The 19,060-nt window shown below is 73.5% G+C and carries 17 protein-coding genes; 7 read left to right on the top strand and 10 right to left on the bottom strand.

The window, feature by feature from the left end; translation table 11 throughout:
- Positions 1-4: 4 nt before the first annotated feature.
- From HD593_RS02860 to HD593_RS02870, 3 genes are all read left to right on the top strand, one after another.
- On the top strand, positions 5-889 hold the full coding sequence (locus tag HD593_RS02860; RefSeq protein WP_185100577.1) for a DUF58 domain-containing protein: 885 nt from the start codon (positions 5-7) through the stop codon (positions 887-889).
- Positions 890-956: 67 nt separating this feature from the next.
- Positions 957-1,919 carry a VWA domain-containing protein gene (locus HD593_RS02865; protein WP_185100578.1) on the top strand — a complete coding sequence of 321 codons (963 nt, stop codon included), beginning with the start codon at positions 957-959 and terminating at the stop codon, positions 1,917-1,919.
- 1 nt (position 1,920) lies between these two features.
- Positions 1,921-2,994, top strand: coding sequence for a vWA domain-containing protein (locus HD593_RS02870; RefSeq protein ID WP_185100579.1), 1,074 nt, complete (start codon positions 1,921-1,923; stop codon positions 2,992-2,994).
- Here HD593_RS02870 and HD593_RS02875 read toward each other — a convergent pair.
- The gene (locus HD593_RS02875) at positions 2,972-4,360 is read right to left on the bottom strand and encodes a cytochrome b (protein ID WP_185100580.1); all 1,389 of its coding nucleotides are present in this window, start codon (positions 4,358-4,360) and stop codon (positions 2,972-2,974) included. The genes HD593_RS02870 and HD593_RS02875 overlap by 23 nt on opposite strands.
- Positions 4,361-4,478: 118 nt before the next feature.
- Positions 4,479-4,883, bottom strand: coding sequence for an RNA-binding S4 domain-containing protein (locus HD593_RS02880; RefSeq protein WP_185100581.1), 405 nt, complete (start codon positions 4,881-4,883; stop codon positions 4,479-4,481).
- Positions 4,884-4,976: 93 nt separating this feature from the next.
- On the opposite strand from HD593_RS02880, the gene HD593_RS02885 reads away from it, so the two are divergent.
- On the top strand, positions 4,977-6,608 hold the full coding sequence (locus tag HD593_RS02885; RefSeq protein WP_185100582.1) for an FG-GAP-like repeat-containing protein: 1,632 nt from the start codon (positions 4,977-4,979) through the stop codon (positions 6,606-6,608).
- Positions 6,609-6,661: 53 nt separating this feature from the next.
- On the opposite strand, the gene HD593_RS02890 is transcribed toward HD593_RS02885, so the two are convergent.
- Positions 6,662-8,584 carry an FG-GAP-like repeat-containing protein gene (locus HD593_RS02890; RefSeq protein WP_185100583.1) on the bottom strand — a complete coding sequence of 641 codons (1,923 nt, stop codon included), beginning with the start codon at positions 8,582-8,584 and terminating at the stop codon, positions 6,662-6,664.
- A gap of 152 nt (positions 8,585-8,736) precedes the next feature.
- Here HD593_RS02890 and HD593_RS02895 point away from each other — a divergent pair, with 152 nt between their 5' ends.
- Positions 8,737-11,514, top strand: a complete 2,778-nt coding sequence (locus HD593_RS02895) for an AfsR/SARP family transcriptional regulator (RefSeq protein WP_185100584.1) — start codon at positions 8,737-8,739, stop codon at positions 11,512-11,514.
- 13 nt (positions 11,515-11,527) lie between these two features.
- On the opposite strand, the gene HD593_RS02900 is transcribed toward HD593_RS02895, so the two are convergent.
- The 4 genes from HD593_RS02900 to HD593_RS02915 form a co-directional block, all read right to left on the bottom strand.
- Entirely contained in the window at positions 11,528-12,097 is a 570-nt protein-coding gene (locus tag HD593_RS02900; protein ID WP_246546211.1) for a DinB family protein, read from the bottom strand.
- A gap of 83 nt (positions 12,098-12,180) precedes the next feature.
- Positions 12,181-13,080, bottom strand: coding sequence for a diacylglycerol/lipid kinase family protein (locus HD593_RS02905; RefSeq protein ID WP_185100586.1), 900 nt, complete (start codon positions 13,078-13,080; stop codon positions 12,181-12,183).
- Positions 13,081-13,128: 48 nt separating this feature from the next.
- Entirely contained in the window at positions 13,129-13,371 is a 243-nt protein-coding gene (locus HD593_RS60130; protein WP_221524587.1) for a hypothetical protein, read from the bottom strand.
- Between the two features lie 177 nt (positions 13,372-13,548).
- Positions 13,549-14,415 (bottom strand): NAD(P)-dependent oxidoreductase, encoded by an 867-nt coding sequence (locus tag HD593_RS02915; protein ID WP_185100587.1) that lies wholly within the window; start codon positions 14,413-14,415, stop codon positions 13,549-13,551.
- Between the two features lie 118 nt (positions 14,416-14,533).
- Here HD593_RS02915 and HD593_RS02920 point away from each other — a divergent pair, with 118 nt between their 5' ends.
- Positions 14,534-15,532, top strand: a complete 999-nt coding sequence (locus HD593_RS02920; RefSeq protein WP_185100588.1) for a GlxA family transcriptional regulator — start codon at positions 14,534-14,536, stop codon at positions 15,530-15,532.
- A gap of 18 nt (positions 15,533-15,550) precedes the next feature.
- Here the strand turns inward: HD593_RS02920 and tsaA are convergent, their stop codons facing one another.
- From tsaA to HD593_RS02935, 3 genes are all read right to left on the bottom strand, one after another.
- On the bottom strand, positions 15,551-15,952 hold the full coding sequence (tsaA, locus tag HD593_RS02925; protein WP_185100589.1) for a tRNA (N6-threonylcarbamoyladenosine(37)-N6)-methyltransferase TrmO: 402 nt from the start codon (positions 15,950-15,952) through the stop codon (positions 15,551-15,553).
- A 28-nt stretch (positions 15,953-15,980) separates the two neighbouring features.
- Positions 15,981-16,928 (bottom strand): DUF418 domain-containing protein, encoded by a 948-nt coding sequence (locus HD593_RS02930; RefSeq protein ID WP_185100590.1) that lies wholly within the window; start codon positions 16,926-16,928, stop codon positions 15,981-15,983.
- Positions 16,929-17,067: 139 nt separating this feature from the next.
- Positions 17,068-17,928, bottom strand: coding sequence for a helix-turn-helix transcriptional regulator (locus tag HD593_RS02935; RefSeq protein ID WP_185100591.1), 861 nt, complete (start codon positions 17,926-17,928; stop codon positions 17,068-17,070).
- A gap of 130 nt (positions 17,929-18,058) precedes the next feature.
- On the opposite strand from HD593_RS02935, the gene HD593_RS02940 reads away from it, so the two are divergent.
- Positions 18,059-19,054, top strand: coding sequence for an aldo/keto reductase (locus HD593_RS02940; protein WP_185100592.1), 996 nt, complete (start codon positions 18,059-18,061; stop codon positions 19,052-19,054).
- The last annotated feature ends 6 nt before the right edge of the window (positions 19,055-19,060 follow it).

The raw sequence follows: 19,060 nt of genomic DNA on the forward strand, positions 1-19,060 counted from the left end.
CGCCATGGCCACCGCCCCCGAGAAACTCCTGCTCCGCCTGGAGTGGAAGGTCGTCCGCAGGCTGGACGGCCGGCTCCAGGGCGCGCACCGCACCACGTACCGCGGCGCGGGCATCGACTTCACCGGGTTGCGCGCGTACCAGGAGGGCGACGACGCCCGGCACATCGACTGGAACGTCACCGCCCGGCTGGACGAGCCGCACCTGCGGGTGTTCACCGAGGACCGCGAGCTGACGGTGTGGCTCGTGCTCGACCGGTCGGCGTCGATGGCGGCCGGGCGGCCGGGGCGCGGCAAGCACGACGTGCTGGCCGAGCTGGCCCTCGTCCTGGCCCGGCTGTTCGGGCGGGGCGGCAACCGGGTCGGCGCGCTGCTGTTCGACACGGGCCTGTTGCGCGTCGTGCCGCCCGGCACCTCCCGGCGGCACACGCTGCGGATCGGCGCCGAGCTGGAGCGCACCGCCGAGTCGCACGGCGGCGCCACCACCGACCTGGCGGAGATGCTCGACGCCGCCGGACGGCTGGCCCGGCGCCGCGCGCTCGTCGTCGTGCTGTCGGACTTCATCGGCGAAGGCGACTGGGAACGCTCGCTCCAGCGCCTGGCCAGGCGGCACGAGGTGGTCGCCCTGCGGATCGTGGACACCGCCGACGACGTCCTGCCGGAGGCCGGGCTGATCGTGGTCGAGGACGCCGAGACGGGCGAGCAGCTCGTCGTCGACTCCGCCGACCCGCTGCTGCGGGTGCGTTTCCGCGAGGCCGTGGACGCCCGCGACGCCCGGCTCACGGCGGGGATGCGCCGCGCCGGGGTGCCCGTCCACCGCATCGACACCGACCGCGACCTGGCCGAGGCACTCGTCGAGGTCGTCGCCAGAACCCAGGACCGGTCGCCATGACGGGGAGCGCGAGCCCGGGCGGGGGCGCGCTCATGACCGGGGGCACGGGCCTGGCGGAGGAGGCCCCATGACCCTGTCCTCCCCGCTGTTGCTGGCCGTCGGGCTGCTGGTCACGGCGGCGCTCGCCTGGGCGGCCGTCGTCTCGGCGCGCCGCCGGGCGGCGGCGCTCGCCGCGGCCGGGGTCGCCGTGCCGGGCGCGCGGCGCGCGTACCTAGGAGTCGGCCTGACGATCGCCGGCGTCGGCGTGCTCGCGGTCGCCACCGCGGGGCCGACGGCGATGCTGCCGGTCCCGCGCGCGGCGGGCACCGTCATCCTGGCCATCGACGTCTCCAACAGCATGGGCGCCGACGACATCGCGCCCAACCGCCTGGCGGCGGCGCAACGGGCGGCCCGCGCGTTCGTGGCGGCGCAGCCCGCCAGCGTCGACATCGGCGTGGTCGCGTTCGAGCGGGGCGCGCTCACCACCGCCCGCCCGGACGCCGACCACTCCATCGCGCTCAAGGCCATCGAACGCCTGCGGCTCACCGGCGGCACCTCTCTGGGCACGGCCATCATGGGCTCCCTGTCGGCCATCACCGGCAAGCAGGTGGCCATCGACCGCGACGGCAACGTGCCCGACGTCGGCTACTGGCCGTCGGCCACGATCGTGATGTTCTCCGACGGCCAGAACCGGGACGCGAGCCAGGACACGGACGTCGAACGCGCGGCCGAGGCGGCTCAGAAGGCGGGCGTGCACATCCACACCGTCGGGGTCGGCACGACGGCCGGGGCGACGGTGCAGGTGGACGGGTTCCACCTGCAGACCTCGCTGGAGGAGGACACCCTCACGCTGATCGCGAAGACCACCGGCGGCGGCTACCACCCCGCCTCCGACGCCGCGCGGCTCGACGGGGTCGCCGACACGATCGACCTGCGGCTCACCGTCTCCGACGAGCCGCTGCCCCTCGCCGGCGGGCTGATCGGGCTCGCCCTCGCGCTGCTCGCCGCGGGAGCCGCGCTCACCGTGCTCCGATCGGGACGGGTGATCTGAAATGACGTTCTCATGGCCGTGGGCGCTGCTGTCCGTCCTGGTCATCCCGCTGATCTACGCGATCCGCTGGTGGGCGCGGCGCCGCCGGCGGCGGGCCGCCGTGCGGGTCACCTCGATCGCGCTCGTACGCACCGCCCTGCCCGGCCGGACCCGCTGGACCCGCGTCATCCCACCGGCGCTGCTCGTCGCCGGGCTCGCGCTGCTCGCGGTCGGGGCCGCGCGGCCGCAGGCGTCGGTGCCGGTGCCGCAGACGTCGGCGACGATCCTGCTCGCGCTCGACACCTCCGGCTCCATGTGCTCCACGGACGTCGACCCCAACCGCCTCACCGCCGCCAAGAAGGCCGCCGCGGAGTTCATCGAGTCGCAGCGGGGCGGGCCGCGCATCGGCCTGGTCACCTTCGCGGGCACCGCCGGACTGCTCGTCCCGCCCACCGACGACACGGACGCGCTGATCAAGGCGCTGGACGACCTCACCACCTACCGCGGCACCGCGATCGGGCAGGCCATGCTGACGTCGATCGACGCGATCTCGGACCTCGACCCGTCGGTTCCCCCCACCGGCGCGACCCCCACCGGCGAGGCCCGCGAAGGCTACGCCAGCGCCGCCATCGTCGTGCTCACCGACGGCGCCAACACCCAGGGCGTGGACCCGCAGACCGCCGCCCAGGAGGCGGCCGCGCGCCGCCTGCGCGTCTTCACCATCGGCTTCGGCACCACGAACCCGTCCCCGATGGTCTGCGACAACTCCCAGTTCGACGGCTGGGGCGGCTGGGGCCGCGGGCGCGGCGGGTTCGACAGGGGCGGCCGCAACATCCGCCTCATCGACGAGCCGGCGCTCAAGCGGATCGCCCAGACCACCGGCGGCTCCTACCACCGCGCCGAGAACGCCGACCAGCTCCAGAACGCGCTCGCCTCGCTGCCCGGCAGCTTCACCGTCGTCCGACAGCAGGTGGACGTCGCCGCCGGCTTCGCCGCCGGCGGCGCCGTCCTCATCACCGCGGCCCTGTCGCTCTCCCTCTGGTGGAACCGCCCCCGCACACCGCTGCGGGGAGCTACCGGGATCCCCTCGCGCTGATCGCCGGCTCCTTGTGCGCCGGCTCCAGCCGCTCGTGGAAGCCGCCGTCCGCCGACCGCGTGATGATCCCGGTCTCCACGCCGTGCTCGGCCTCGTGGCGGTCGGTCTGCTGGAGCGCGAGGCAGATCCGCCGGGTGACGACGAAGGCGACGACGGGACCGAGGACCACGGCGTACCTGAAGAAGATCGTCACCGTGTTCACGTTGAGGTCGAACTGGTGGGCGAGCTGGTCGTTGGCCGCCGCCGCCCACAGCAGCCCGTAGAACGCGACCCCGGCGGCCGCGATGGCCGTCTTCACCGGCGTGTCACGGGGCCGGTCGAGCGTGTCACGGGCGGCCGTCTCGCGGGCCACGCGGCTCGCGCTCTTGGGCCGGCCCAGCGCGTCGCGGCGGCCGCGCCAGGCCAGGACCAGCCGCTCGGCCGCCGGGTACGCGGCCAGGGCGGTGAAGAACAGCCCGGGGATCACCAGGGTGGGCACGAGGACCGCCAGGCTGAGCGTGTAGCCGCCGAGCGTGACCTCCCAGCCCGGCATGATCCGGAGCGCGCCGTCGAGGAAGCCCATGTACCAGTCGGGCACCGAGCCGGCCGAGATCTGCGTCGGCTTGGCCGGGCCGTACAGCCAGATCGGGGCGATCTGGAAGCCGAACCCGAGAATGATCAGCATGCCGACCGTCGCGGTCGCCATCATCGGGCGGGCGCTGCGCCGCCCCGGCAGCGTGGCGACGAACCGCGTGTGGCCGTGCCGCCGCACCAGCAGCTCGCGGCCGATCAGCAGCGCGGCCATGACGGCCGGGATGATCAGGTGTCCCGCGTACAGGGTGGGGATGATCTGGTCGCCGGGGAAGTCCGGGCCGAACAGCAGCGACGTCGCCCAGGCGCCCACCACCGGGATGGACTGCACCACCGACAGCATCAGCCACAGGCTGCCGCCCGACAGCATGTCGTCGGGCAGGGCGTTGCCGGTCTCGCCGGCGGCCATGCCGAGCGCCAGCAGCGTCACCCAGATCAGCCACTGGGTGGTGCGCGGCCGGCGGAACGCGCCGGTGAGGAACATGCGCAGCAGTTGCAGCACGACGGCCGCCACGAAGACCAGCGCCGCCCAGTGGTGCATCTGCCGGATGAACAGGCCGCCGCGCACCTCCAGGCTCAGGCGCATGGTCGAGTCGTAGGCCTCGCTGACGAGGAGTCCGCGCAGCGGGCCGTACGAGCCGTCGTAGGTCACCTGCGACATGCTCGGCACGTAGACCAGCATCAACAGCGCGCCGGTCACCAGCAGGACGACGAACGACCAGACGGCGATCTCGGCGAACATGAACGACCAGTGGGAGAACTGGAAAGAACGGCGCTTGACCGACAATGAACGCATCTCAGGCCCCCTAGCCTCGCCTACACACACAAGACGCGGCCGGGACGGCGAGTGTGACATCGGAAGAGGCGCCGGCGACGGTGAAACACGTCACTCTTGCAGGGGCGTCATGCCCGGATCACTCCGGGCGCGACCGCCTCTCCACGGCCGGGCGGCCGAACAGCTTGTCGAGGCTGCGGCGCTCGCGCTTGGTGGGACGGCCCGCGCCGCGAGCGCGGACGGCCACCTGCACCGTCTCCTCGCGCGGCGGAGGCGGAGGGCTCTTGTCCACGTAGCACTCGGCGGCCACGGCGGCGCCGACGCGCTTGGTGATGAGCCGGGAGACGACCACGATGCGTTCGTGCCCCTCGTGCCGGAGCCTGACCTCGTCACCCACCCGTACGGCGTGCGCGGGCTTGACCCGCACCCCGTTGACCCGGACGTGCCCGCCCCGGCAGGCGTCGGAGGCGATCGAGCGAGTCCTGGTGAGCCGCACCGACCAGATCCAGCTGTCCACCCGCGCGCTCACCTGCTCAGCTGCCATCCCGCCACTGTACTGAACGGCGGGCGCGCCGCCCGCCACCTGCCGCGGGAGACGGCATACCGGCGCCATACCGCCGGTTCCTAGTCTGCCGCCGTGCACGCATTAAGAACTCAGATCGCCCCAGGCAGGGCGCTCGGGCGGCGCCTGCTCGCCGCGGCGGGCCTGGGCGCCTCGATGGTATGCCTTCCGCACGCGGCCGCGGCGAGCACCGCCGGCCTGAGCGCCTACGACGAGCTGGTGCTCTCGCACCGCCCGGTCGCCTACTGGCGGCTCTCGCACCCCTCCGCCGGTACGGAGACCGACCGCACCGGCAACGGCCACAAGGGCACCTTCCGCGGCGTCACCAGCACGGTCCAGCTCCCCAACCGGGACGGCGCCGCGGTCTTCAACGGCTCCTCGGGCTCTTTCGAGGTCCCCACCGCCAAGCCGTTCCACATCTCCACCACCGGCAGGTTCACCGTGGAGGCGTGGATCAGGCCGCACACCCTGCAGTTCCCCGACGAGGAACAGACCGGCTACGTCTACTTCATGGGCAAGGGCACGAAGTCGAACGCCGGCGGCGATCGCGAGTGGGCCGGCCGCATGTACTCGAAGGAGAACGACGAGAACCGGCCCAACCGCATCTCCGGCTACGCGTGGAACCTCGATGGCGGCCTCGGCGCGGGGGCGTACTTCCAGCAGCCGGTCAAGGTCAACGAGTGGATCCACTACGCCGTCACGTTCGACACGGCGGAGGGCTCGTACGGCAGGGTGCGGATCTACCGCAACGGCGTGCTGGCGGGCATGGACCACCTGGCCTTCCGGCCCGGCACGGCCGACGAGGTCATCATCAAGCCCAGGCCGGGCTCGGCGCCGGTCCGGGTCGGCACCCGCGACGGCAAGTCCTACTTCAAGGGGGCGATCGGCAAGTTCGCGATCTACAACCGCGAGCTGTCGGGAGCGGAGCTGCGCTCCCACTACAACGCGATGACCGGCTCGGCCACGCCGGACTTCGACGCCGACGGCGTGGGCGACCTCTTCTCCACCTCCGCCGGCACCCTGACCATCTGGAACGGCCAGGGCGGCAACAGGTTCGGCCCGCCCGCCACGGGCGGCGGCGGATGGGCCGCCTACAGCCGTCCGGTCGCGGGCGACTTCAACGGCGACGGCCGCACCGACCTGCTCGCGGTCAAGAAGGAGACCAACCGGCTGCACGTCTGGAACGGCACGGGCGCCAACGGGTTCGGCGAGGGCAGGGAGCTCGGGCCCGGCTGGGAGCCCTATGCCGACTCGCTGGTGTCGCTGGGCGACGTCAACAGGGACGGCCGCCCGGATCTCGGCGCCGTGCACGCCGAGACCGGCGTCTTCACCGTCTGGAACGGCACCGGCGGCAACGGCTTCGCGGCCGCCGACCCGATCGGCGGCGGCTGGACGGCCTACTCCCGTCCGATCGCGGGCGACTTCAACGGCGACGGCATCGGCGACCTGCTCGCCGTCAAGAAGGACGGCAACACCTTGCACGTCTGGAACGGCAAGGGGGCGAACAGCTTCACCGGCGCGATCGAGCTGGGCCCCGGCTGGGAGCCGTACGCGAGCTCGCTGATGTCCCCGGGAGACGTCAACGGGGACGGTCACTCCGATCTCGCGGCCACGCGCGACGGCACGCTCTACATCTGGAACGGGAAGGGCGGCAACGGGTTCGGCCCCGGCACCGCCGTCAGCTCCGGCTGGGCCTCGTATTTCTGACAGAGCATGAAAGGACCCCCGAATCTGATGGTCTCGGGGGTCTTTCTCACGGTTCAGAAGGCGGACTTCCACCCGGTGCCGACGGTGACGGGCGGGGCGAACTTGTTGCCGCCCCTGCCGTTCCAGACGTAGAGCGTGCCGGTCTCGGCGTTGACGGCGGCCAGGTCGCCCTTCCCGTCGCCGTTGACGTCCCCGGGCGACATCAGCGAGCCCGCGTACGGCTCCCAGCCGGGCCCGACCTCGATCGCGCCGGTGAAGCCGTTCGCCCCCTTGCCGTTCCAGACGTGCAGCGTCGCGGTGTCCTTCTTGACCGCGAGCAGGTCGCCGATGCCGTCACCGTTGAAGTCGCCCGCCACCGGCCGGGTGAAGGCCGCCCAGCCGCCGCCGATCGGGTCGGCGGGGGCGAAGCCGTTGCCGCCCTTGCCGTTCCAGACAGTGAAGACATTGGTGGTGGCGTGCACGGCCCCCAGGTCGGTACGGCCGTCCTCGTTGACGTCGCCCAGCGACACCAGCGAGTCGGCGTACGGCCCCCAGCCGGGGCCGAGCTCGATGGACGGCCCGAACGCGTTGCCGCCCGTGCCGTTCCAGACGTGCAGCCGGTCGGTGTCCTTGTTGACGGCGAGCAGGTCGCTGAGGCCGTCGCCGTTGAAGTCGCCGGCGACGGGCCGGGAGAAGCCGATCCACTGGCCCGCGACCGTGGCGGGCGGGGCGAACGTGTTGCCACCCTGGCCGTTCCAGATGGTCAGGGTGCCGGTGGCGGTGGAGAAGAGGTCGCCCACGCCGTCGGCGTCGAAGTCGGGCGTGGCCGACATGCCCATCCCGGCACGCTGCGGGTTCAGCGCGTGGGTGAGGGTCTCCCAGCCCAGGAAGTGCGACACCCCTGTGGGGCGCTTCGCCTCGACCCACTGGCCGGCGTCCGGCAGGTCGTAGCCGAGGCGGCCGTGCAGGGCGTTGTAGCCGACCTCGAAGTGGTCGCCGAGGTCGCGGGTGACCTTCCCGCCGCACAACCACGACGGGACGGTCCCGCCCTGCTGGATGCGGGCGTGCAGGTCCATCGCGTGCCGCAGCCGGTGCTTGGCCGTGGAGTACAGGTCCACGCCCTGGTGGCCGGCAGTCTCCGCGACGTGGGCGACGGCCGCCAGGCCCCAGCCGGTGTGCCAGAAGTCGCGGCAGGTCTCCTGGGTGAGCCCGTCCACGAACGTGGTCTGGCCGTGCCAGTAGTCGATGATCTCGGCCTTGGTGTCGTACTTGCTGCGCGGAGGCGCCTTGGGCAGCGAGCCGTCCGTCTTCAGGTAGATGTAGGCGGGCAGCCTCCCCCGCCAGGTCGCGACCGCCTTGTCGAACGAGGCCCGATCGTCCAGGTGCACGGCGATGCCGATCGCCGCGTCCGTCATGATCAGCTCCCAGTTGCCGTTGTTGTCCGGCCGGCCGGCGATCAGCGTCGGCAGGTACACGGTGCGCAGCTTGCCGGCGAACCTGGCGGCCTGGGGCCAGCCGGAGTAGGTGTGCTTGATCAGCTCGGCGGCGCGCGAGAAGTTCGCCCCCGCCCAGCCGGTCTGCAGCGGCGCGTTCGCCCCGGTGTGGCTCGTGATCACGGCCGACCAGGCGTCCATGATCTGGATCGCCTTCTTCGCGTACCGGGCGTCCTTGGTCAGGTACCACTGCAGGGCGTGCGTGTAGGCCGCCATGGCGTCCTCGCGCTCGTCGGAGCAGCCGTTGTCGGGATTCGACCCGGGGCCGCAGTTCACGACGGAACGGGGTGCGGGCGTGTAGGACAGCGAGGCGAAAGAGTGGCGCTGCAGCTTCCGCCAGGCGGCCCGCCACGGCTCCTGGTCCAGGTTGGCCCGGACGAAGTCGAGCTGGGCACGGCTGACCAGCACGCCGGGATGCTTGAACACCGCCGCCTGCGCGGGCTGCGGGATGGCTAAGAAGGCGGCCGCGAGCACGACGGCGGCCGCGGTACGAGCTGGACGCACGGGTTTCCCTCCAGAGACAGGACGCCCATTCCGCCAGCCCCCGGATGGGCTGTCAACAGGATCCGGCCGTGGACGCCGCCCGATATACCCGGCGCATACCGGGCGGAGAACATACCGCCGACATACCTCGCCTTCCTAGGCTCTCTTCCCTGATGACAGTGGAAATCGGGCTCCTCGGCCCCTGGCAGATCAAGCTCGACGGGCAACCGGTCCGGCTGGCCGGCCGCCGCCGCGTCGCCGTACTGACGCGCCTGGCGCTGGACGCCGGCCGCCCCGTCAGCACCCGCCAGCTCGTCGCCGACGTCTGGGGGCAGACCTCGACGGCCACGGCCGGCAAGCAGCTGCACATCGTGGTGTCGAAGCTGCGTGACACGCTCACCCCAGGGCTCATCACCACCGTGCCCGGCGGCTACCTGCTGGACCTGCCCCGCGAGCAGGTGGACGCGCACAGCTTCACGCTGCTGGCCGGCCAGGCGCGGATGGCGCGCGACAGGCGCGAGCCGGGCACGGCCGACGAGCTGTTCCGGCGGGCGCTGGCCCTGTGGCGCGGGCGGGCGCTGGGCGAGCTGGCCGAGCCGTGGGCGCAGATCGAGTCCAGGCGCCTGGAGGAGGAGCGCCTGGCCGTCTTCGAGGACCACATCGAGCTGCGCCTGGCGTCGGGCGACCACCACGGGGTGGTGACCGATCTCGCGCCGCACGTCCAGGCCCATCCCCTGCGGGAGGCGCCGCGCGCCCAGCTCATGCTGGCGCTCTACCGGGCGGCCAGGCCGTCCGACGCGCTCGCCGTCTACCAGGAGGGGCGCGCCGCCATGGTGGAGGAGCTGGGCCTGGAGCCGGGCGTGCGGCTGCGCCGGCTCCAGCACGCCATCCTCACCAGGGACCCCTCGCTGGAGCCGGCCGCGCCGGCGCAGGCCGGCCCGATCGTGCCCGCCGAGCTGCCCGCCGACACCCGGTCGTTCACCGCCAGGCACGAGGAGGTGGAGTGGCTGAGGGAGGCGCTGCGGCACGAGGGCGTGGCCGTGGTCGACGGGCCGGGCGGCGTGGGCAAGTCGGCCCTCGCCGTGCACGTCGCGCACGCGCTGGCCGGGCGGTTCCGCGACGGCGTCGTCTACGTCAACCTGAACGGTGCCACCCCCGGGCTGCGGCCGCTGCCCGTGCCCGACGCCCTGGGGCACCTGCTGCGGTCGCTGGGGCTGGACGGCTCCGCCGTACCGGCCGATCCGGAGGAGGCGATCGCGCGCTACCGGTCGCTCACCGCGTCGAGCCACCTGCTCGTCATCCTCGACAACGCGCTCGACGCCGACCAGGTGCGCCCGCTCATCCCGGCCGGAGCGGGCTGCCGGACCGTGATCACCAGCCGCCACGCGCTGACCACCCTCGACCAGGCCCGCCACCTGCAGCTGGCCGGGCTCGGCGACCGCGACGCCGTCACGCTGCTCGCCAGGATCGCCGGTCCCGACCGCGTGCAGCACGAGCCGGAGGCCGCCGCGCAGATCACCGTGCTGTGCGGCGGCTTCCCCCTGGCCATCCGGATCGCCGGCGCCCGGCTGCGGGCCCGGCCCGACTGGCACCTGTCCGACCTGGCCGCCCGCCTGGCCGACGCCACCGGCCGCCTGGACACCCTGCAGTACGACGACCTGGCCGTACGGGCCGGCATCGCGGTCGGCCACCAGCACCTGCGCGAGGAGCCGAGCGGCCACGACGCCGCGCGCGCCCTCCCGCTCCTCGGCCTGCTCGACGCCCCCACCCACACCCCGGCCGCCACCGCCGCCCTGGCCGGCTGGCCCGAGTCCCGGGCGGAGGCGGCTCTCGAACGGCTCCGCGTCGCCCGGCTCCTGGAGCCCGTGGGCCGCGGCCGGTACCGCTTCCACGACCTCATCCGCCTGTACGCCAGGGAGCAGGCCGCCCGCGAGCTGTCCGACCGGGAACGCGCGGCCGCCCTCCGCCGCGGCCTCCACCACTACCTGGCCACGGTCAACACCGCCACGCGGCTCGTGCACCCGCAGGTCCAGGAGCCCTGCTACGGCGCGGAGCAGCCCGGCGTCGCGCTCGCAGGCGCGCGCGAGGCCAGGGAGTGGACCGGGGCCGAGCGCGACAACCTGCTCGCCGTGAGCCGCCAGGCCGCCGGGTCCGCCGACCCGGACACCGCCATCGGGCTGGCGCTGGGCCTGCACATGCCGTTCAACTACCGCGGCTGGGTCACGCACCTGGCCGACGCGCACCTGAAGGCGATCGAGCTGGCCGCCCGGCACGGCGACTGGGCCGGGCAGGCGCAGGCGCAGAACTACCTGGGCTGGGTCTACCGCGACCAGGGGCGTTACGAGCAGGCGATCGCCCACCTGGAACAGGCGGTGGCGTGCTGGGGCAAGGCCGGCCTGCCGCACCGGCGAACGGGATCCTTCAACAACCTCGGCATCATCTACACCTTGCTGGGCCGGCTCGACCTCGCCCACGTCAACCTGTCACGGGCGCTGAGCCTGGCCGAGGAGCGGGACGAGCGCTACGCGGTGGGCGCCGTGCTCAACAACCGCGCGCACCTGCTCTACCGGCAGGGCAGCTTCGAGGAGGCCATCGCGCAGGCGAGGGTGGCCGTCGCCACGTGGAGCGGCAGCCTGTACGCCGAGGGCTCGTCCCGCGCGACCCTGGCCCGCGCCTACATGCACGCCGGACGGCTCGCCGAGGCGGCCGACACCTTCCAGGTGGCGCTGGCGCTCCTGCGCGAGGCCGGCTACCGCATCGGCTACGCCGTGACCGCCTGGTGGTCCGGCCAGACCCTGCACGCCCTGGGGCGGCACGCCGAGGCACGCAGGGACTGGCACGACTGCTTCACGACCCTGCTGGAGGCGCGCCTGCTGACCCGCGCGGAGGTGGACGAGCTGATCCGGCGGCCCGTTCCCGAGATGCCGGGGCCGATCGGGCACATGCTCTAGGACCTCGCGGGGGTCAGCCGGCCTGCCGGGCGGCCCGCTCCAGGCGTTCGCGGTAGTCGTGCCACCACGACTGGTCGTCGCTGGGCAGGTCGTCGCTCTGGTGGCGGCCGACGGCCCCGTCGATCAGCTCGCGCACGATGTCGGCGTGGCCGGCGTGGCGCTGGGTCTCGGCGAGCATGTGGACGAGGACGCGGTGCAGGGAGGTGGGGTTGCGCTCGGCCGGCCACCAGGCGACGTGCCCGGGCGCGTCCAGCGGCAGCTCCTCGATGGTGGCGTCCGCGTGGGCCCAGGCACGGCGGTAGAGGGAGACGATCTGCTCGCGGGACTCGTCCGGCGTCGCCCACATGTCCGCGTTGACCTCGGCACCGTCCTCGAACCAGGGCAGCGACTCGCCGTGCGGGCGGCCGAAGCAGTCGCCGAAGTAGCCGAGCTCGACGCTGGCCAGGTGCTTGACCAGGCCGAGGAGGTTCGTGCCCGTCGGGGTCAGCGGACGGCGGATGTCGTACTCGGACAGGCCGTCGAGCTTCCACACCAGGGACTCGCGGGCGGCCCTGAGGTAGTGATGGAGGTCAGATTTGTGCATGCCGGGCATTGTGTCAGGGGGGCGCCGCGCGGGTGCCGTCAGCCTCGGCCGCATGGTGCAGCCGGACCTGCTGGTCTCCGAGCTCAGGGACGCGTTCCGGCACGTACGGCGCTGAGCCGCCACGCGCCCTCCTCAACCGTCCACGTGCGCCCGGTCACGGGGCCGGTGAGCTCGCCGTCGGCGTTCACGGGCACGGGCGGGCCGGAGATCCTGATCCGCGCGCCGCGCACGGTGACCACGTCCTGTCTGCTCGTGTGCCGTCCGAGCCGCAGCAGCACCCCGTACAGCAGCCGGCGCAGGGGGCTCGTCGCGAACGAGACGACCACGTCGGCGAGCCCGTCGGACGGCCGCGCGTCGGGGGCGATGGGGGTGCCGCCGCCGATGGACCTGCCGTTGCCGATCCCGACCATCAGCACCCTGCGCCGCCCGTCGGCGACGACCCGGCCGTCCACCTCCACCTTCAGCGGCAGCCCCGTCATCCGCGCCCCCGCGATCACGCTGCCCGCCGCGTACGCGAACCGGCGCAGCACCGGCTTGAGCGGCTTGGCCGCCCGCGCCGCCTCGACCCCCACCCCCAGGTGCACGGCGTTGACCACGACGCCGCCACCGTCGTCCCGCAGCAGGTCCAGCGGGCGGGGCTCGCCCAGGGCCGCGACTCTGGCCGCCTCGACCGGGTCCATCGGCACGCCCAGGGTGCGCGCCAGGTCGTTGCCGGTGCCCAGCGGCACCAGCCCGACCGTGCGCCGCCCCAGCTCGCCCCGCTCGGCCAGGGCCTCGACGACGCAGTGCAGCGTGCCGTCGCCGCCCAGGACGACGGGGTCCCGTCCGGGATGGGCGGCCAGCGCCTGCGGCAGCTCGGCCGGATCGCCGATGCGGGCCGCGACCGTGTCGGCGTGCTCGCCCAGCTCCGCCAGGACCCGGGACACGACCTCGTCGCCGGCACTGCCCGCCGACGAGTTGACGATCGCGACCAACCGGCGCATCCGGACCTCCCTTGTCCTCCTGGTGCACGCGCCTACCCGCGATCGGGGTCAGATCACGGAGGTGCTCGGGCGGACGGCGCCGTCCCACTGCCAGCGGTCCCTGCGGCCGAGCCCCGGCAGCTCGGCGCGGCCGGTGCACCACAGCAGGACCTCGGTCGCGTCCGCGCCGTCCGGAGCCTCCGGGAAGAGGCGCCGCACGGCGGGAGCGCACAGGTGCTCCGGCGGACGCCAGCCGAGGTCCAGCGCGCGGCCGATGTCGAGGCCGTGGACCAGCAGCTCGACCATCCCCATGGCGGCGAAGCCGGGCGATGAGCAGCCCGGCGTAGCCAACGACGCCCAGCGCGACGTGGTCGAGCGTGGCCCGGCAGATCCACTCCAGCCCCGCCGCGCGGCGCGTCCAGTCCCGGTCGGCGGCCCCGGCGAGCGCGGCGACCGTCTCGTCCGCCGCCTCCAGGACGAGGTCGGCGTTCATGGCCGGAAGTGGTCGATGACGCGGGCGTAGCTGTCGAGCGCGTGGCCGCGGCCGATCGCCTCGGTGAGCAGGGCTTCGGTGTACTCGGCCAGGGTCGCGTCGATGCCCCGGATCCGGCTCTCGTGGATGAGGTGCCGCACGGGCGGCACCTGGGTCTCCAGTGTGGCGTCCTCGGCGGTGAAGGAGCCGTCGTCGATCTGCTGCGCGTACGCCGTCAGGAACGTCGCCACGCCCTTGAGCCAGCCGGTGGCCATCGGCAGGAACTCGGTGGCGGGGATCTTCTCCGTGCCCAGCAGCGCCGCGCCGTGCATGAAGCCGTTGAACGTGGACCACATGATCCCCAGCAGCGCGACGTCGTACAGCGCGGGCAGGCCGACGTCGGAGCTGATGAGCGTGGTGCCGCCGCCCAGCACGGCGAGGGCCGGCCGGTGCGTCTCGTACAGCGACGGGGATCCGCCGTACAGGACGACCGTCTCGGGCGCGCCGATGCCCGGGGGCGTCATCATGATCGCCCCGTCCAGGTAGCCGGCCCCGCGCTCCGCCGCCCACTCCGCCATCGCCCGGGCCTCGTCGGACGCGCCCGAGGTGAGGTTGACCAGGACGCGGCCCGCCAGAGCCGTCTCGGCCGGGGCGAGCAGCTCGCGGACGGCGTCGTAGTCGCGCACGCAGACGACCACCAGGGGAGAGGCGGCGACGGCGGGCCCGACCGTTGGGGCCTCGCTCGCCCCGGCCTCGACCAGCGCCTGTGCCCTGCCCGGGGTGCGGTTCCAGATGGTCGTGGGGTGGCCGGCGCGCACGAAGGCGCCCGCCAGCGCCCGGCCCATCAACCCCATGCCGATGACCGTGACCGGTGTTCCTGCCATGTCTGTCACTTTCTGTCCGTTTCGATGGTGACGGTCCACCACGATGGCAGCGCGAGCAGCCGGCCGACACTGGCAGGAGTGCCGACATTCACCAAATTACTGCCATAGGGTGGGTCGCATGGGTGCGGGTACCGTGGCGCTGGTCGTGATCGACGACGCCATCTCGATGTGGGACATGTACGAGCTGGGCATCGCCACGGCGGTCTTCGGCGTGGCGCACACGGACCTCGCCGACCCGTGGTACGACCTGCGCCTCGTCGGGTCGCGGCCGGGGGCGCCCTCGACGGCGCCGGGGTTCACGCTGAACGCGCCGTACGGGCTGGACGAGCTGGAGAAGGCCGACACGGTGATCGTCCCCGTCGTGCCGGAGTCGTACATGAACGGCGGCCGCGAGCTGCCCGCGGACCTGCTCGCCGCGCTGCGCGGGGCCGCCGCCCGCGGGGCGCGCCTGGTCTCCCTCTGCAACGGCGTGTTCGCGCTCGCCGCCGCCGGCCTGCTCGACGGCCGCCCCGCCACCGCCCACTGGGAGCACACCCGCGAGCTGGCCGAGCGCTACCCGCGGGTCCAGGTGGACGAGTCGGTCCTGTACGTGGACGACGGCGACGTGCTCACCAGCGCCGGGCTCAGCGGCGGGCTCGACCTGTGCCTGCACATCGTCCGCCGCGACCTCGGCGCCCGGGTGGCCAACCAGCTCGCCCGCCGCCTCGTCGTGCCCGCCCACCGGCCCGGCGGCCAGGCCCAGTACGTGGAACGCGCCCTCGACGTGACCGACGACGGCATCGCCCCCGTCCTGCACTGGGCCCTGGAGCACCTCGACCGGCCGCTCACCGTCGAGGACCTGGCCGCCCGCGCCGGGATGAGCGTGCGCAGCTTCCACCGCAACCTGCGGGCGGCCACGGGCACGAGCCCCATGAAGTGGCTGCTCCACCAGCGCCTGGCCCGCGCGCAACAACTCCTGGAGACCACCGAGCTGCCCATCGACCAGGTCAGCGAGCGCAGCGGTCTCGGCAGCGCGAACAACCTGCGCCACCACTTCGCCACGCACCTCGGCGTGGCCCCCACCGAGTACCGGCGGGCCTTCCCCTGCTCGGGGCCCGTTCCCGCGCTCCAGCGGTGACCCGGGCGCCCCGCTGGTTCAGCGGGTCGCGTCCAGGACCGGCTTCACGTCCACGACCGGGGTCCCGTCGACGGCCTCCAGCTCGGCCACCCGCACCCGCAGCCCGTCGACCGCGAGCACCTCGACCCGGTGCAGCCCGACGGGGTTGGGCCGGTCGGCTGATCGCGTGCTGAAGACGCCGGTCAGCGGGTTGCGCGGGTCGTCACGCGGATGCACCGCCACCACGGACCGGTCGGCGAGATGCAGCCACGTCAGCACGAACACCACGTCGCCGGGCACCAGGTCACGGATCCCGTCCGCCACGGCGGGGTCGAACTCCAGCCAGGCGTCAGGAGCGCCCTCCAGGCCCTGCTTCGGCGCGCTCTCCGGATCCACCAGAGCCGATCGGACGACCCCGATGGGACGAATCTCGTATGTCATGTCCCTTTCGTACCGCAGGCCGGCGCAACTAGGTGACCCAGCGCCACAACCACTCGACCGGCCCCTGCCGAAAACGGCCGAGCCAGAGCGTGGACCACGCCCACTGGACGGCCAGGATGCCGCCCGCGATGATCAGCACGGTGCTGGCGGGCCACTCGTGCGGCACCCCGCCCACCATCGGCGCGGCCGTCAGCACGAGTACGGTGGCGCTCAGGTAGTTGGTCAGCGCCATCCGGCCCAGCGGCGCGAAGACGATCTCCAGCGCCCGCCGCAACGGCGTCCTGAGCAGCACGAGCATCCCGCAGACGTAAGCGCCCGCGGTCAGCAGCCCGGCCAGCGCCAGGGTGAGGCCGAACTGCACCTGCTCGACCTGCAGCCTGGCCACGGGCACCGCCAGTGCGGCGAGCAGGAGCCCGAGCACGGCCGGAACGCGGGTGGAGCGCTCGATGCGGTCGATCACCCCGTACCGGGTCAGTGCCGAGCCCAGCAGGAACAGCCCGGGAACCAGCGCGACAGACCCGGGGGCCAGCGCGAGCGCGCCGACGAGGAACACGGCCGCCAGCCCCGCCACCGCCCAGCGCGGCAGCCAGGTCGAGGGCAGCAGCACGACCAGCCCGACGACGGCGTAGATGGCCAGGATGTCGCCCTGCCACAGCAGCAGATGGTGGGCCGCCCCCATCGCGAGCAGCGTCGTCAGCCTGCGCAGGAGCAGCAGCCGCGGCCGGGCGGTCCGCTCCCCGGCCGAGCGCAGCAGCAGCGAGAACCCGACGCCGAACAGCAGCGAGAAGATCGGGAAGAAGCGTTGCTCGACGAGCAGGCCGAACCAGGTGTATCCCGGGCTCTCCGGAGCCGCCACCGCCGCACCGGTGTAGGCGATCGGCTGAACGTTGGCCAGCAGGATTCCGCACAGGGCGAACCCGCGGATCACGTCGAGCGCCGCGATCCGGGAGCGGGGTTGCCGCACTTCAGATGACATGGGACGTCATCCTGCAAGCAGGCGGAGCCCCCCACATCGGCACAAAGCAGGGCTCCGGGCAGTACTTTCGGCCGGGCCCGGCAACCCGGCACCTCGCGGCAGGCAGCAGGCGGCAGGCGGCAGGCGGCAGGTGGCAGGCTCAGTCCTGGCCGGGCCGTGCGACCCCCGTGGGGAACTCTTCGAGGCCGAGCACCCGCAGCAGGTCCAGCCGCTCGCGGGTCTCGTCGTCACCCGGGGTGAACACCAGCAGCTGCTGCCTCTGGTCGGGCGTGATCAGGGTCTCGCAGTCCATCACCAGGGGGCCCACCCGCGCGTTCAGCAGCGTCTTGCGGCTGGCGCGCCGGACCGCCACCTCGTGCTCCGCCCAGAGCCGGCGGAAGTCGGCGCTCTCGGCCTGCAACCGCTCGATGAGCCTGGCGACCGTCGGGTCACCGGCCCGGCGCCCGGCCACCGCGCGCAGGTCGGCCACCATCTGGCGGGCCTGGTGCTCCCGGTCCTCCGGCAGGTGGACGGCGCGGGCGGCGTCCTCGGTGAACCACCGGTACACCAGGTAGCGCCGGTCGCCGGAGAAGCGGGTCAGATCGCCCGCCATCAGCAGGGCGGCCCGGTTCTGGGCCAGGACCTCGCCCAGGTCGGACAGCACCAGGGCAGGCGTGTCGCCGAGCAGGTCGAGCATGCGCATCAGGCCGGCGCGAGCCAGCCGCGCCACCCCGTCGGCGGGCGGGGGCTGGTGTCCGGCCAGGTGGAACAGGTGATCACGCTCGTCGTCCGACAGGCGCAGCGCCCGTGCCAGCGCGCCGAGCAGCTGCGTGGACGGCTGGCTGCTGCGCCCCTGCTCCAGGCGTACGACGTAGTCCACCGACATGCCGGCGAGCATCGCCACCTCCTCCCGGCGCAGGCCGCTGGTGCGGCGGCGAGGGTTGCCGGCCAGGCCCACCTCGGCGGGACGGATCGCTTCGCGGCGGCGGCGCAGGAAGTCGGCGAGCTGCTCACGTTCCATGCCTCCATCCTGCCGTGCGTCCGGCGAGCCCAGCCAGGGAGCGGCTCTCCCATGATGAACGCTCCGCTTCCGCCCGCCCGGCGCGCGGCCCAGAGTGAGGACCACACCGACGACATCGAGGGAGAACGTCATGCAGACCCGAACCCTGGGCCGCACCGGGCCGGCCGTCTCCGCGCTGGGCCTGGGCGCGATGGGCATGTCCGGCGGGTACGGCGCGTCCGACCGCTCGGAGAGCATCGCCACCGTGCACGCCGCGCTGGAGGCCGGCGTCACGCTGATCGACACCGGCGACTTCTACGGCATGGGCCACAACGAGCTGCTGCTCGCCGAGGCGCTGCGCAGCCGGGATCGGGACGGCTACCAGCTCAGCGTCAAGTTCGGTCAGCTCAGGGGGCCGGGCTCGGTGCTGGGCGGCCAGGACGGCCGTCCCGAGGCGGTGAAGAACTTCCTGGCCTACTCGCTGACCCGGCTGGGCACCGACCACGTCGACATCTACCGTCCCGCCCGCCTGGACCGGGCGGTGCCGATCGAGGAGACGGTGGGCGCGATCAAGGAGCTGATCGACGCCGGGTACGTACGGCACATCGGGCTCTCGGAGGTCGACGCGGAGACGATCCGCCGGGCGCACGCCGTGCACCCCATCGCCGACCTGCAGATCGAGTACTCGCTGCTCTCGCGGGCGGTGGAGACGGACGTCCTGCCCACCCTCCGGGAGCTCGGCATCGGCCTGACCGCCTACGGCGTCCTCGGCCGCGGCCTCCTGTCCGGCCACTGGGCCGCCGGCCACACCGCCGGCCCCGGCGACATGCGCGGCCACAGCCCGCGGTTCTCGGGCGGCAACCTGGAGCACAACCTCGCCCTCGTGGACGCGCTGCGCAGCATCGCCGAGGCGAAGGGCTGCACCGTCGCCCAGCTCGCCATCGCCTGGGTGGCCGCGCAGGGCACGGACATCGTGCCACTGGCCGGCGCCCGCACCCGCGAGCGGCTGGCCGAGGCGCTGCCCGCGGCGGACCTGGTCCTCACCGCGGACGAGCTCGCCGAGATCGAGAAGGCGGTGCCGCGGGGGGCGGCGCGCGGCGACCGGTACCCGTCCGTGTTCATGGCCGACCTCGGCGTGGGCAACTGAGCGAGT

It is taken from the genome of Nonomuraea rubra (genome assembly GCF_014207985.1).
Classification (GTDB): domain Bacteria; phylum Actinomycetota; class Actinomycetes; order Streptosporangiales; family Streptosporangiaceae; genus Nonomuraea; species Nonomuraea rubra.

What these genes read in the sequence shown, in the direction of transcription:
- HD593_RS02920 (WP_185100588.1), top strand. Translation starts at nt 14,534, where the DNA reads ATGGGTGCGGGTACCGTGGCGCTGGTCGTGATCGACGACGCCATCTCG.
- HD593_RS02930 (WP_185100590.1), bottom strand. Translation starts at nt 16,928, where the DNA reads ATGTCATCTGAAGTGCGGCAACCCCGCTCCCGGATCGCGGCGCTCGAC.
- HD593_RS02905 (WP_185100586.1), bottom strand. Translation starts at nt 13,080, where the DNA reads ATGCGCCGGTTGGTCGCGATCGTCAACTCGTCGGCGGGCAGTGCCGGC.
- HD593_RS02935 (WP_185100591.1), bottom strand. Translation starts at nt 17,928, where the DNA reads ATGGAACGTGAGCAGCTCGCCGACTTCCTGCGCCGCCGCCGCGAAGCG.
- HD593_RS60130 (WP_221524587.1), bottom strand. Translation starts at nt 13,371, where the DNA reads ATGGGGATGGTCGAGCTGCTGGTCCACGGCCTCGACATCGGCCGCGCG.
- HD593_RS02865 (WP_185100578.1), top strand. Translation starts at nt 957, where the DNA reads ATGACCCTGTCCTCCCCGCTGTTGCTGGCCGTCGGGCTGCTGGTCACG.
- HD593_RS02860 (WP_185100577.1), top strand. Translation starts at nt 5, where the DNA reads ATGGCCACCGCCCCCGAGAAACTCCTGCTCCGCCTGGAGTGGAAGGTC.
- tsaA (WP_185100589.1), bottom strand. Translation starts at nt 15,952, where the DNA reads ATGACATACGAGATTCGTCCCATCGGGGTCGTCCGATCGGCTCTGGTG.
- HD593_RS02895 (WP_185100584.1), top strand. Translation starts at nt 8,737, where the DNA reads ATGACAGTGGAAATCGGGCTCCTCGGCCCCTGGCAGATCAAGCTCGAC.
- HD593_RS02915 (WP_185100587.1), bottom strand. Translation starts at nt 14,415, where the DNA reads ATGGCAGGAACACCGGTCACGGTCATCGGCATGGGGTTGATGGGCCGG.
- HD593_RS02900 (WP_246546211.1), bottom strand. Translation starts at nt 12,097, where the DNA reads ATGCACAAATCTGACCTCCATCACTACCTCAGGGCCGCCCGCGAGTCC.
- HD593_RS02875 (WP_185100580.1), bottom strand. Translation starts at nt 4,360, where the DNA reads ATGCGTTCATTGTCGGTCAAGCGCCGTTCTTTCCAGTTCTCCCACTGG.
- HD593_RS02870 (WP_185100579.1), top strand. Translation starts at nt 1,921, where the DNA reads ATGACGTTCTCATGGCCGTGGGCGCTGCTGTCCGTCCTGGTCATCCCG.
- HD593_RS02880 (WP_185100581.1), bottom strand. Translation starts at nt 4,883, where the DNA reads ATGGCAGCTGAGCAGGTGAGCGCGCGGGTGGACAGCTGGATCTGGTCG.
- HD593_RS02940 (WP_185100592.1), top strand. Translation starts at nt 18,059, where the DNA reads ATGCAGACCCGAACCCTGGGCCGCACCGGGCCGGCCGTCTCCGCGCTG.